Source organism: Italian clover phyllody phytoplasma str. MA1 (genome assembly GCF_000300695.1).
Taxonomy (GTDB): Bacteria; Bacillota_I; Bacilli_A; order Acholeplasmatales; family Acholeplasmataceae; genus Phytoplasma.
The window spans coordinates 1-12,881 of the sequence record NZ_AKIM01000019.1 but is presented as its reverse complement, the minus strand read 5'-3'; the positions used below and the strand labels follow the sequence as shown (position 1 = coordinate 12,881).

General features: G+C 27.2%; 10 protein-coding genes and 2 tRNA genes. 7 read left to right on the top strand and 5 right to left on the bottom strand.

What is annotated here, in order from left to right; all coding sequences use genetic code 11:
* The first annotated feature begins 73 nt into the window (after nucleotides 1-73).
* Nucleotides 74-2,251 carry a replication restart helicase PriA gene (gene priA / locus RI01_RS01275; protein ID WP_017192850.1) on the top strand — a complete coding sequence of 726 codons (2,178 nt, stop codon included), beginning with the start codon at nucleotides 74-76 and terminating at the stop codon, nucleotides 2,249-2,251.
* Between the two features lie 70 nt (nucleotides 2,252-2,321).
* Here priA and RI01_RS03865 read toward each other — a convergent pair whose 3' ends face one another.
* The 4 genes from RI01_RS03865 to RI01_RS01260 all read right to left on the bottom strand — a co-directional run bounded on the left by RI01_RS03865 (nucleotide 2,322) and on the right by RI01_RS01260 (nucleotide 3,937).
* Nucleotides 2,322-2,495 (bottom strand): DUF2963 domain-containing protein, encoded by a 174-nt coding sequence (locus RI01_RS03865; protein ID WP_425311118.1) that lies wholly within the window; start codon nucleotides 2,493-2,495, stop codon nucleotides 2,322-2,324.
* Nucleotides 2,495-2,674, bottom strand: a complete 180-nt coding sequence (locus tag RI01_RS01270; RefSeq protein ID WP_017192849.1) for a hypothetical protein — start codon at nucleotides 2,672-2,674, stop codon at nucleotides 2,495-2,497. The genes RI01_RS03865 and RI01_RS01270 overlap by 1 nt, the downstream gene beginning before the upstream one ends.
* Nucleotides 2,675-3,687: 1,013 nt before the next feature.
* Nucleotides 3,688-3,762, bottom strand: a tRNA-Gly gene (locus RI01_RS01265).
* A gap of 101 nt (nucleotides 3,763-3,863) precedes the next feature.
* Nucleotides 3,864-3,937 (bottom strand) — tRNA-Thr (locus RI01_RS01260).
* 191 nt (nucleotides 3,938-4,128) lie between these two features.
* Between RI01_RS01260 and RI01_RS01255 the strand changes: the two genes are divergently transcribed.
* The 5 genes from RI01_RS01255 (at nucleotide 4,129) to RI01_RS01235 (ending at nucleotide 11,540) form a co-directional block, all read left to right on the top strand.
* Nucleotides 4,129-4,389: a cold shock domain-containing protein gene (locus tag RI01_RS01255; protein WP_017192848.1), complete on the top strand. Its 261-nt coding sequence runs from the start codon at nucleotides 4,129-4,131 to the stop codon at nucleotides 4,387-4,389.
* A 108-nt stretch (nucleotides 4,390-4,497) separates the two neighbouring features.
* A complete protein-coding gene (gene metK, locus RI01_RS01250) occupies nucleotides 4,498-5,643 on the top strand; it encodes a methionine adenosyltransferase (RefSeq protein WP_017192847.1) in 1,146 nt (381 codons plus the stop codon).
* Between the two features lie 71 nt (nucleotides 5,644-5,714).
* The gene (gene proS / locus RI01_RS01245; RefSeq protein WP_017192846.1) at nucleotides 5,715-7,139 is read left to right on the top strand and encodes a proline--tRNA ligase; all 1,425 of its coding nucleotides are present in this window, start codon (nucleotides 5,715-5,717) and stop codon (nucleotides 7,137-7,139) included.
* Nucleotides 7,140-7,398: 259 nt separating this feature from the next.
* Nucleotides 7,399-8,658 (top strand): hemolysin family protein, encoded by a 1,260-nt coding sequence (locus RI01_RS01240; RefSeq protein ID WP_017192845.1) that lies wholly within the window; start codon nucleotides 7,399-7,401, stop codon nucleotides 8,656-8,658.
* Between the two features lie 110 nt (nucleotides 8,659-8,768).
* The gene (locus RI01_RS01235) at nucleotides 8,769-11,540 is read left to right on the top strand and encodes a cation-translocating P-type ATPase (protein ID WP_235728176.1); all 2,772 of its coding nucleotides are present in this window, start codon (nucleotides 8,769-8,771) and stop codon (nucleotides 11,538-11,540) included.
* A gap of 35 nt (nucleotides 11,541-11,575) precedes the next feature.
* On the opposite strand, the gene RI01_RS01230 is transcribed toward RI01_RS01235, so the two are convergent.
* Nucleotides 11,576-12,079: a hypothetical protein gene (locus RI01_RS01230; RefSeq protein WP_017192843.1), complete on the bottom strand. Its 504-nt coding sequence runs from the start codon at nucleotides 12,077-12,079 to the stop codon at nucleotides 11,576-11,578.
* A 460-nt stretch (nucleotides 12,080-12,539) separates the two neighbouring features.
* Between RI01_RS01230 and RI01_RS01225 the strand changes: the two genes are divergently transcribed.
* On the top strand, nucleotides 12,540-12,809 hold the full coding sequence (locus RI01_RS01225; protein ID WP_017192842.1) for a hypothetical protein: 270 nt from the start codon (nucleotides 12,540-12,542) through the stop codon (nucleotides 12,807-12,809).
* Nucleotides 12,810-12,881: the final 72 nt, after the last annotated feature.

Here is a 12,881-nt window from a genome sequence, read left to right as displayed (position 1 = left end):
AGATAAATATTTATTATTTATCTTTTTTTATTATATATTTATCTGTATATAATAAAAATAAAAGAGGTTCATGATGTTTGCGGAAATTATTATAGATGTGGAAAGCGCTTCGTTAAATCAATGTTTTGATTATGTTATACCTGCAGAATTAGAGCCTTTAGTTAAAAAAGGTATGAGAGTGATTGTTTCTTTTGGTAATCAAAATACACACCGTTTAGGTTATATTGTTAATATTAAATCCACTAGCAAATTCGCGAAAAAACCCATTATTGAATTATTGGATAAAACGCCTTTTTTCGATGAAGAAATGTTTTTATTGGCTGATGAAATTTTAAAAATTCCTTTTACACTTAAATCTTCTGTTTATAGAACTATTTTTCCGAAAAGCCTTTTAGTCCCTTATGTTAAAAAAATAATTGTTCTTCAAGAAGAATTAATTCCTTCTGAAATTAAAACTTATTTAGAAAAAAATAAATGGCTTTTAAAGGTAGAAAAAGAATCTTTAAACAAGGAGTTGCAAAAATTAAAAAACCAAAAAATAATTGATATTATCACTATGACTAAAGATGATTTAAAAGAATTATCTTACGAAAATATGATGAAAAAAATTGTTCGTAAAAAAAAATCCTCTATTATAGAGGAAAAAAAAATGGTTTCAGAAGAGCTAGTTAATAAAGAAATTGTTTTAACTTCTCAACAACAAGCTGTTTTTGATAAAATCGATTTATTTCGTCATCAAACTTATTTATTATATTATAACAATGATTTAGATAAGACTCGCCTTTATTTAAAATTAATAGAACAAAATTTAGCCAATCAAAAACAAATCCTTCTATTAGTGCCGGAAATTATTTTAATTAAACAATTGGTGACTCAAATTAAAACTTTTTTTCCTCATTTGCCGATATCCGTTTTAAACGGAGAAATGACTCATTTAGAAAATTTAAAACAAAATCAAGCCATTAAAGAGCAAAAAATTAATTTAGTGATTGGCACTAGGATGGCGGTTTTTTCACCTCTTAATAATTTAGGAACTATCATTATTGACCAAGAACATGACGAATCTTTATTAGAAAAAGAAAAAATACCCAATTATGATTCTAAAGAATTGGCTCACATTAGAAGCCTTTACCACAATATCCCTTTAATTTTAAGTAGCCCTACCCCTTCTTTAGAAAGTTATTATCGTTTTAAAAAGAAACAATATGAATTGTTAGTTTTAAAATTAAATGATAAAGCTAAAACAATGAAACTCATTGATATGAGGGAAGAAATGAAAAAAGGGAATTTATCGCCTTTATCTACAGAATTAACTCAAGCTTTAGAACAAAATATTGAAAATGATCGTAAAAATATTTTATTTATTAATTCGAAAGGTTTTTCTCCTTTTGTTTTGTGTCGTTTTTGTAGTTATGTTCCTAAATGTGTTAAATGTCAACAAAGTTTAACTTTTTTTCGTTCTAAAAACGTTTTAAAATGTAGTTTTTGCGGATATAGTGAAAAATTTACTTCTAAATGTCCGTCTTGTGCAGAAATAGCTATGAAAAAAGTTAGTTTAGGTATTGAATATGTGGAAGATTTTTTACAAGATAAATTTCCGCACAGTAAAATAGTGAGAATGGATTCAGAAACTATTACTAATGTCAAAAAATATGAAAAAATATTAAACGATTTTAAAAAAGATAAAATAGATATTTTATTAGGAACTCAAATTATCGCTAAAAATTTCAATTTTTCTAATGTCGCTTTAGTGGGCGTCATTATGGCAGATATATTATTAAATATTCCTCATTTTAAAGCTTCAGAAAAAACTTTTCAATTATTAACTCATATAGCCAAACATACTCAAGAAGAACAAGTTATGGTACAAAGTTACGATACTCAACATTACGCTATCATTAGCGCTGTGAATTATAATATCAATTATTTTTTAAAAACCAATTTACAAGAAAGAAAGACTTCCCGAAATCCGCCTTTCGTTTTTGTTAGTAAAATAATGATAGCTCATAGGTTTATTAACAATGTGTTAAATATTGCTCATAATTTAAAAAAAATTTTAGAAAACAATTTTTATCATAAAATAAAAGTTTTAGGCCCTTCTATTCCCTTAATTCCTAAAAAAAACAACTTATATCGCGTTTTATTAACGATCAAATATAACGATTGGCCTTTAAATTTAGATTTTATTATTCAAAATCATTTACAAAAAGATGCTTTATTGTTGTTCGATCGTTTTGCTAATATTATTTAATTATCATCAATAAAAAAAGACCCTTTTATGGGTCTTTTGTTGTATATTTTTAGAATAATAAGGTTTGATGTTATTTTATGCTTTTGACTGTTCCATCTTTTTTGTAATAAGCGGTTTTTATTTCTGCACCTGTTAAAGAGTTATATTCTTTTATGGAGTAGATGGAACAACCATCGGAATTATAAGATATGTATTTTTGTCTTTCTCTGTTTGATGATTGTAGAAAGTTTCCTAAAGTATCGATTATTTGTAATAATGAGTTGCTTTTTCGTAGTTTCCTGTGTTAACGTCGTAATTATAAACTATATTAATTAACCCTTTATAAAAATTTACAGTTTTAAAATGCTTTCCTTTTTCAGGTTTATACACTTTAACCTTGTCTATTTTTTCGTCATCATCTGCATATTCAGTAATAGTGATCAAACGATTGGATTCTTCATAACCTTTAACTTCTTTGTGGCCTAAAATACCTACATTTTCAACAACTTGGTATGGTGTTGGAATGTATTTAGGATCTACGGAATCTTGTTTGTTATCGCTTTTTTTGATTTTTTATTTTGATTTTGGACGTTCTCTTAAATAAGTTTGCCTTTAAATCGATAAGCTGCAAAACTTCCTCCTAAAACAATGATTAATAATAATACTATTATTAAAGTTTGTTAATTTTTATTGTTTTATTTGGATAAAAATTATTATTTGGAATCATATTTTTTCTCACTTTTTTATTTAATTTAATATGATTCCATTATACTTTTTTTTAATAGTTTAGCGGTTTTTTATTTTTTTTCATAAAAAATAACCCTCATATTTTGAGAATCGTGAGGGTTATTTTTAAAAAAATATTTAATTAGGTTTTTTTTCAGTAATGAGGAAATAAATCACATATTCAAAAAATTAACTTATATGTTTTCTTTGGAATAATATTCTCTCAAATATTTGCTGGTTCAATAACATTTAAATATCAAACAGATTCCGATATAAGAACATTTAAAAGACATTTCTGAATATGTTTTATCAATCAATTGACTAGCAGATGTGCTTACGTATTTATTCATAATATAATCAATTACTTCAATATGTTATTGTTGTAATTATTATGATCTCCTCCTTTAATAGATAGGATTCTCTACAATTTTATTTTAATAATTCTTTTGTTTAAAATTAAATAATTAGCAATATCAAAAATATGGATGTTGTTTATTCATCTTTCATTTATCTTTGTGCCTCTTTTTTTCTATTATTATAGAAAATTTATTAACTTTTGGCAATATTGTGAACATTTTATTTAGGTTTTATTATGTTAAAATTATACAATATATCTATTTAGTTTCATTTCACTCTTTATAAAAAAACATTTTAATTAGACTTTCTTCTAAAAGAAAATAAAATTAAAATGTTTTTTTATTTAATTGATTTAAATTATTATTTTGTTATTTTGGAGCGGACGAGGGGAATTGAACCCCCGTCTCATGCTTGGCAAGCACGTATAATAGCCACTATACGACGTCCGCGTTCTTTAAGTGAAGAATTTCATTTTTTAAAAAAAATAATTTCTAAAAAACTACAACATATATATTAACAAAAAAATAAGAAAAATTTAAAACAAAATAATTGGTGCCCTTAACGAGAATCGAACTTGTATTTCATCATTACCACTGATGTGTTTTGCCATTAAACTATAAGGGCTTTTGACGCTCTTGTATTATTTTATCATATAAAACCCAATTTAAGAAAAAATGTTATAATTAATTGCTAAAAAAAACTTTTTCTTTCATTTTATTAACATTTTTTATAAATATTTGTTCACTTTCCGAATAAATAATATATAATAAAAGAGGTTAATTTAAACTAATTTTAATAAAGAGGAGTTTTTAACAATGGAACAAAGATTTCAGGGTGAAGTAAAGTGGTTTAGAGTTGAAAAAGGGTATGGTTTCATCCAACTTATTACTGACAAACCTAAAGTAGAAGGACAAACAGACGACGAATTTTTCGTTCATTACACAGATATCCAATTAGACAACAGTGAATACAGAACAGGCGGACATCGTTCTTTACAAGCTGGCGAAAGAGTTGAATTCACTATTCAAGAAATTGACGGCCGTAAAAAAGCTGTTAATGTCGTTAAAGTAAAATAATAATTCATTAATTTGAAATATATTTTAAAAAAAGACTTTTAAAGTCTTTTTTTTTAATGTATAATATGTTTTTATTATTTTAAACAAAAAATTTTATGGAGAAAGTAAATGAAAAAATTTAGTAGCGAAGCAGTAACTAAAGGTCATCCTGATAAAATAGCGGATCAAATTTCTGACGCTTTATTAGACGCTTATTTAAGTGAAGATCAAGAGGCTAAAGTGGCTATCGAAACGGTTGTCACTAACCAAAAAGTTATCATTTTGGGCGAAATTAAAACTAGTTCTCCGTTAACTCCTCAACAAGTAGAAAAGATTATTAAAAACACTGTTCAACAAATAGGATATGACAGAAAAAAAGAAAATTTTTCTTATGATGAATTATCTATCGTTAATTTAACTCATGAACAATCAGAAGAAATAAATAAAGCGGTTTTAAATAAAGGCGCCGGAGATCAAGGTTTAATGTTTGGTTATGCTACTAACGAAACGCCAACCTTTTTGCCTTTGAATTTCTTTTTAGCCAAAGCTTTAGCTTTAAAATTGACAGAATTAAGAGAAAATAAAACTTTACCTTTTTTAAGGCCAGATGGTAAAACTCAAGTAACTATTTGTTATGATGAAAACAATAAACCTCTTTATGTAGAAGCCATTGTGGTTTCTTGTCAACATGAAAAAAATATCACTCAAGAAGAAATTAAAGAAGAGATTATAGAACATGTTATCAAACCAGTTATTGATCCTCAATTAATGAACGAAAAAACCAAGATTTTTGTCAATCCAACTGGTAGTTTCGTCAATGGTGGTCCTTATTCGGACGCTGGTTTAACAGGTAGAAAAATTATTCAAGACACTTACGGCGGGGAAGCTCGTCATGGTGGCGGTTGTTTTAGCGGTAAAGATGCTTCTAAAGTAGACCGTAGTGGCGCTTATATGATGAGATATTTAGCTAAAAATATCGTTGCTGCTGGTGTTTGCGATAAATGTGAATTACAAATTTCTTACGCTATCGGAATAGAACAACCAGTAGGTTTATTTATTAACACCTTTAACACTAATAAAGTGCCTGAATCATTAATTATCCAGACAATTCAACAAAATTTTGATTTAACTCCGCAAGGAATTATTAATCAATTAAAACTAAAACAACCCCTTTTTCAAATAACTGCTAGAGATGGACATTTTGGCAGACAAGATGATTTATTTGAATGGGAAAAAACCGATAAAATAGCTTTTTTTCAAAAATTATTAACATAAATGTTATGAAATTATATAATATTAATATAAGCAAATGTTAATAAAATAATTATAAACAAGGATTCTAATTTATGAATGTTAAAAAATTAGTCAAAGAAGTATCTTTTCGTAATGAAAATTTTAGTCAATGGTACGCAGATGTTTGTTTGAAATCAGAATTGATTGAGTATTCCGATGTCAAAGGTTTTTTTATTTATTTGCCGTATGGTTATTCTCTATGGGAAATGATTCAACAATTTATGAACCAAGAATTAAACAAAACTAACCATCAAAACGTGTATTTTCCTTTAGTCTTTACAGAAAATTTATTTCAAAAAGAACAGCAACATATTGAAGGATTCGCGCCTGAAGCGATGACTATCAGAAAAATAGGCGATAAAACTCTGTCAGAAAAATTAATTATTAGACCTACTTCTGAAGTGCTATTTTCTCAATATTATGCTAAAAAAATAGTTTCTTATCGTGATTTGCCTAAATTATTTAATCAATGGTGCAGCGTTGTTCGTTGGGAAAAAACTAATAAACCTTTTTTAAGAAGTAAAGAATTTTTATGGCAAGAAGGGCATACAGTTCACACTACAAAAGAAGAAGCTTTACAAGAAAGCTTTGATATTTTAAATTTATATAAAAAATTAGGTCAAGAACTGTTAGCCATCCCTTTTGTTTCTGGCAAAAAAACCGAAAAAGAGAAATTTAAAGGCGCGGAAGTGACATATTCTATTGAAGCTTTAATGTATGATGGACAAGCTTTACAAGCTGGAACTTCACATTATTTAGGGACTAAATTTGCTGAAGCTTTTGAGATCACTTTTCAAGATGCTAATTTGCAAAAACAATTCGCTCATCAAACCTCTTGGGGTATTTCTTCTCGCTTAATAGGAGCTTTAATTATGGTTCACGGCGATGACGAAGGTTTAGTGATGCCACCTTATATCGCTCCCGTACAAATCGTCATTGTACCTTTGCAAATGAAAAACGAACAAGTAGTGAAAAAAGCGCACCTTTTATACCAACAATTAAGCGCTTCTTATAGAGTGAAAATAGATTTACAAAATAAAAATATAGGTTGGAAATTTAGCAATCACGAACTTAAAGGCATACCTTTAAGAATAGAAATCGGTAAAAAAGAATTAGAAAACGGAGAATTAACTCTTTTTATCAGACACAATTCTACTAAAATAAAAGTGGCTGAAAAAGATTTATTAGAAGCAACACCTCTTCTATTAAAAAAAATTCACCAAGAAATGTATCAAAAAGCTTCTGATCATGTTAAAAAGAACACTTATCAAGTTAAAACTTATGATGAATTTAAAGAACATCTGCAAAAAACAGGATATATTAAAATGAGTGTTTATGAAAATGAAGCTGAAGAAATTATTAAAAAAGAGACAGGCGCTACCGCTCGAGTTATTTTAGATGAACCTTTAATAACAGAAATTTGCCCTGTAACCAATAAAAAAGCTAACCAAACGGTTTTATTTGCTAGAGCTTATTAATAAATTAATTTTTCCTAAGAAGATCCTTCTGAGGATAAATCACACATGCTTTGACATTTGTCATATTATATGTTAGAATAAAAATAGTTATTTCCTAAAAGTAAAAAAGGGAAATAAAAGGGGATTTGATTACTTAGATATATGGAAAATGATGATTTAACAGAGAATTTAAATAATACGATTTATAGCCTATTTTTCTCTTGTGTGAAAAATAAGAAAGAGGTTATAAATTAAAGTGGACTATTTCAACGTTTATCTAATGATTTTTGGATTAATTTTGTTGAATGCTTTTTTTGCTGCGGTCGAAATTTCGTTAGTAACTTTAAGCGAAAGTAAAATTAATTTAGAAATTAAAAATGGTTCTAAAAAAGCTTTAAAAATAAAAAAATTAAAAGAAACTCCTACTCATTTTTTATCTGTTATTCAGATAATGATTCATATTTTAACCTTTGTTCAAGGTTATCTTTTGAAAAATGATTTAGGAATTCATTTCACAATCGGTTTAGTGGTTGTTTCTATTGTTTTTGGGGAAATTACTCCAAAAAGAATAGCTTTAAACTTTCCTTTGAAAACAGCTTATTTTTTATTAGATCTTTTCAATATTTTTTGTTTCATAACTAAACCTATCGTTTGGTTATTGAACCAGATAAGCAATATTATTTTATATGCTTTAGGAATCGATCCACATAAAAAAAATGATGCTGTAGCTGAAGATGAATTGAGATATTTGCTAAACACTTCTTACCGCAAAGGTATTATCGATAGTAGCGAGAACAATATGATTCAAAACATTTTTGACTTTGATGAAACCAAAGTTTCGGATGTAATGCGTCATAGAAAAGAAATTATCGCCATTAAATCAGATGTTACTCGTGAAGAATTAACTGATTTGATTTGTTCGGAAAAATACACAAGATTCCCTGTTTATGAGGAAAGTATTGATAAAATAATCGGTATCGTTCACGTAAAAGATGTTTTTAAAGGATTAATGAAAGTGGATAAAAACCATTTACAATTCAACATTAAAGATTCCCTTCGCAAAGCTTATTACGTAATGGAATTTAAAAACATTAGTGAATTATTTAAAGAAATGCAATTGAAACAAAACCATATTGCTATTGTAGTTGATGAATATGGCGGAACTGCTGGGATTGTCACTATTGAAGATGTAATTGAAGAAATTCTGGGCGATATAGAAGATGAATACGACAAACAGAACCAAGAAATTATCCAAATTTCTGAACACGAATATATCATCAAAGGAACTACTCACTTATACGATATAGAAGAAGAATTAAAAGCAGATTTACCTATTGATGATTACGAAACTTTAAGTGGTTTTATGTTAGGGAAATTTAAAAGAATTCCTGAAAATAACGAAAAAATTAAAATAATTTATAATAATTGGAAGTTTGATGGTTTAGCTCATGACGGTTTAGTGATTACTAAAATTAAAGTGTCTAAAATTGAACCAGTTCAACAAATAGCTCAAAACTCTGAAGAACAACCAGAATTATAAAAAGTTTAATCTATTTTAAAAGAAGTTTTTTTAACTTCTTTTTTTGTGCGTTGATAACGATAAATTTTTTTATGCGTTAAAAACGATTAAATTAAAAAAATGACTATAAAATGAAAAAAATATTATTAGAAAGTTTTTCCTCGTTGATGGAATCCTTATTTTACCAATTAAATCTCAAAAAATTAGAAAAAGCATTAAATACCGATTTTTCAAAAGGTTTAGATAATGCTAAAGTTCAACAAAAGCGTTTAAAAGATGGTTTTAATCGTTTACAAGAACCGGTTGCTGTTTCCTTTTGGAAAACATTTAGAAAACAATTTAATGATTCGTTCGTTTATCTTTTATTAATAGCATCTGCCATCTCGTTTGTAATGGGTTTTATTTCCCATCAAAAAGAAGAAATTTTGGAAGGTATTTTAATTTTACTCATTGTTTTTATTAACGCTTTTTTGGGCGTTATTTATGAAAATAAAACTCAAAAATCATTATTAATGGTTAAAAACAAAACCAAACCTTATAGTAAAGTTTTAAGAAATAACCAAAAACAATTGATTTCGCAAGAAGAGCTGGTCGTAGGAGATATAGTTTTTTTAGAAACCGGGGACATTGTTCCGGCTGATATCAGGTTAATCCAATCCAACCATTTAAAAATTAATGAATCAGTGTTGACAGGTGAAACTTTATCAGTTGCTAAAAAACATCAAGATAACGATCCACCTTTTAGTTTATTTAACGCTTTTAACATAGTTTTCATGAGCACAGTCGTGGTGTATGGCAACGCCAAAGGAGTGGTTTTATCCACAGGGATGAAGACTCAGATTGGTAAAATTACTCAATTTACCTTAATAAATAAAACGACTAAAACTCCTTTAGAAAAAAATATTGCTCATTTATCTAAATTGTTGAGCGTTATTATTGCTTTTTTAATTATAATTAATTTTTCTTTAAACCTATTGAAACATTATTGGTTTGGCAAAAACATCGATTTAACCGTTTTAAAACGTTTTTTATTTTCTTCTATCGCTTTGGCGGTAGCAGTTATTCCGGAAGGTTTATTAGCTATTATCACCATTATTATGATTTTAGGAATTAAAAAACTAGCAAACCAAAAAGCTATCGTTAAAAATTTAAAAACTTTAGAAATCTTGGGAACTGTGAGTGTTATTTGTACAGATAAAACAGGCACTTTAACTTATAATAAAATGAATATTAAACATTTATATACATCGAACAAAGTTTTTTCGGTTAATAGTGCTTTACCTTTGCCCAAAGATGTTTTAAGATTGGTTCAATATGGTTGCTTATGTAATAATGCGACTACACAAAAAGACCAAAATAACAAGATCAATAATATTATCTCTGATCCTGTAGATCAATCTTTTATTGATTTAGCTCATTTATGGCAAATAGATGTTAATTTATTAAGAGAAGAAAATATACGCCTTAAAGAATTTCCTTTTGATGATAAATATAAATTAATGATTACTATTCATCGATTAAAAAGTCGTAAATATATCATTATTAAAGGAGCTGGAGAAATAATCTGTAATTTATCCAACTATGTAGATTACCAAGGTGAAATGCAGGAAAAACAGTTAAATAATGAGCATCTGATAAACAATGAATTAACACGAATGACTCAAAAGGGTTATAAAGTGTTAGGTGTGGCTTATGTTGATTTTTTTCAAGAAGAATGGTTGCAAGAAGATATCACTTTAGATGAATTATTGTCCCAATTGCAAAATAAAATCGTTTTTTTAGGTTTGGTTGCTATAAAAGATCCTATTAGGCCAGAAATTTTTGCAGCTATTCAAGACTGTCGTAACGCTTCTATTATTCCTATTATGATCACAGGCGATCATTTATATACCGCCGAAAAGATAGCTAAAGAATTACAAATTTTAAAACATCCGCACGATTTAGCTATTAACGGAGATATGTTCGAACAAATGAGCGAAAGCGAAATGAAGACTAAATTGCCTTATATTAAAGTTTATGCTAGAACTCAACCAGAACAAAAATTAAAAATTGTGCAAGATTGGCAGAAATTAGGTCATATTGTCGCTATGACAGGCGATGGAGTGAATGATGCTCCTAGCATCAAACAAGCTGATATTGGTATTTCTATGGGTGTAAATGGTACGGAAATCACTAAACAAACAGCTGATATCGTTTTAACAGATGATAATTTCAATACTATTAAAAACGCTATTGAAGAAGGAAGAAATATTTTTTTAAACATTAAAAAAAGTATTCTTTTCCTTTTAAGTTGTAATATGGGCGAAATAACTGTTATTTTATTAAATACATGTTTGGGACATTTCTTTTTCACTTATGATTTTGTTATTCTTAGCGCTTTGCAAATTCTTTGGATTAATTTAGTCACCGATTCTTTAGTCGCTTTAGGGTTAGGTATGGAACCTAAAGAAAAAGAATTAATGAAGCAAAAGCCACGTAATATTAAAAATGCCTTAATAACTCCTACTTTGTTTTATAAAATAGCTTTAGAAGGGTTCTTTTTAGGTTTATTAACTTTCTTATCCACTTGGATTGGTTATAAGTTGCATCCTCAGGAAGCAGCCAAATACGGACAAACTTTCGCCTTTTTTGTCTTATCTTTGTCGCAATTAGTACATGTTTTTAATTTAAGACATTTACGTAAATCGGTTTTTTCGCTTCAGACCAACTGGTCTTTAATTAAATTCTTTCTGATTAGTGTTTTTTTACAAATGATTATTTTATTCGTTCCTTTTTTAAAAGAAAACTTTCAATTAGCTGATTTATCGTGCAGAGACTTTCTCATCATTTTTATGTTATCAATGAGCCCTTTATTAGTGGTAGAGATAGCGAAAAAAGGTTTAAAAAGAAAGATTAATAGATAAAAAACAATAGATGATGTAAAAGTCATCTATTTTTTTTATAAAAGAGTGTCGGTTATTGGTTCCAACATAATTAAATAACAATTTTGGGTGGATTTAGTTAAATGGAGATAAAAATGAATACCTATGGAAAAACTATCTCTAAATTTATAAAAACCAGGGTTAAATTTAATATATGTCCTAGCGAAATAAATTTTTTTATCTATTAAATCATCGATATTTTTAATAATTAATTTTTTCTCTAAATTATTATATTTGATATTGCTCTCTTTATTGACTAAAACAAAATTTTTAACATATTGATCGGCTGTTTCGACAGCAGAAACACCTTTTAAATAATTTTTCCAAATTTTACTTTTGGGTAATTTATGAGAATTAATCATTTTTTGTGGATCAAAATCTAAGACAATTGGTTCTATAGGAATGTTTTTGTTAACAGGGGTAAAAGATTTTATCATTTGGTTTTGATAAAATATCAAAATAGGTGTCCAAAATAAAATCCCTACTAATAAATTAATGAAGATGATTTTTATTTTTAACATTTTTTAACCTTTATTGTGTATTTTTAAATAAATATCATTACGAAAAGGGATAAAAGATCAGTAAAAAATACTTTTTACTGATATCTAAAAAAAGTATCCCTAAAAATAATAAACTTTTTTAAAATCATGTCGTGAAAAAAATATTATTGTCTTTGATTTTACTAATTTTAACCATCTTTAAAACAAATAATCCCAAATTATTTTTAAAAGTTTGATATTATAAATTTTTAAGACAAAAATAAAATAATTTTCACAAAAACTTTCCTTTTTCCATTTTTATCAATTTATTTATTGATACGTTCGCTTCTTTCTATTTTTTAAAACATTATAACATGGGAAAATAAATCATCAATATATCCTTAAATTGGTAATAAAAAGATTTTTTTGAGATAAAATAAATTTTGTAAAATTATTTATGTCAAATCATTTTCAAAAATCTGAAGAAAGGGATTTTTTCCAAATGAATAAAACTGTTAAAACATGTCTAATTTTGAGTATTTTAATGATAATATCGATTTTTTTGATAAAAATAAATGCTAATTGTGTTGCTGGTAGAGGTAAACCGAGAAATATAAACACAAATGATACTGGTGGAAATCCTGATCCCAACAAACCGACAATAGTTGATGCAAAAGAACAGGGAACTGGAGGAGAGAAAAAAGAAGGCAAAAAAAAGAATAAAGGCAAAGGGGTGAGACCCAACGAAACGGTACTGAAAGACAACAACTAATTTTTCTAAAATAAATACCTTTTAGAAAAAATTATTTATTAATTTACTATATGATAACATAAAAAAAATATT

What these genes read in the sequence shown, in the direction of transcription:
- priA (WP_017192850.1), top strand. Translation starts at nt 74, where the DNA reads ATGTTTGCGGAAATTATTATAGATGTGGAAAGCGCTTCGTTAAATCAA.
- RI01_RS01255 (WP_017192848.1), top strand. Translation starts at nt 4,129, where the DNA reads ATGGAACAAAGATTTCAGGGTGAAGTAAAGTGGTTTAGAGTTGAAAAA.
- metK (WP_017192847.1), top strand. Translation starts at nt 4,498, where the DNA reads ATGAAAAAATTTAGTAGCGAAGCAGTAACTAAAGGTCATCCTGATAAA.
- proS (WP_017192846.1), top strand. Translation starts at nt 5,715, where the DNA reads ATGAATGTTAAAAAATTAGTCAAAGAAGTATCTTTTCGTAATGAAAAT.
- RI01_RS01240 (WP_017192845.1), top strand. Translation starts at nt 7,399, where the DNA reads ATGATTTTTGGATTAATTTTGTTGAATGCTTTTTTTGCTGCGGTCGAA.
- RI01_RS01235 (WP_235728176.1), top strand. Translation starts at nt 8,769, where the DNA reads ATGAAAAAAATATTATTAGAAAGTTTTTCCTCGTTGATGGAATCCTTA.
- RI01_RS01230 (WP_017192843.1), bottom strand. Translation starts at nt 12,079, where the DNA reads ATGTTAAAAATAAAAATCATCTTCATTAATTTATTAGTAGGGATTTTA.
- RI01_RS01225 (WP_017192842.1), top strand. Translation starts at nt 12,540, where the DNA reads ATGAATAAAACTGTTAAAACATGTCTAATTTTGAGTATTTTAATGATA.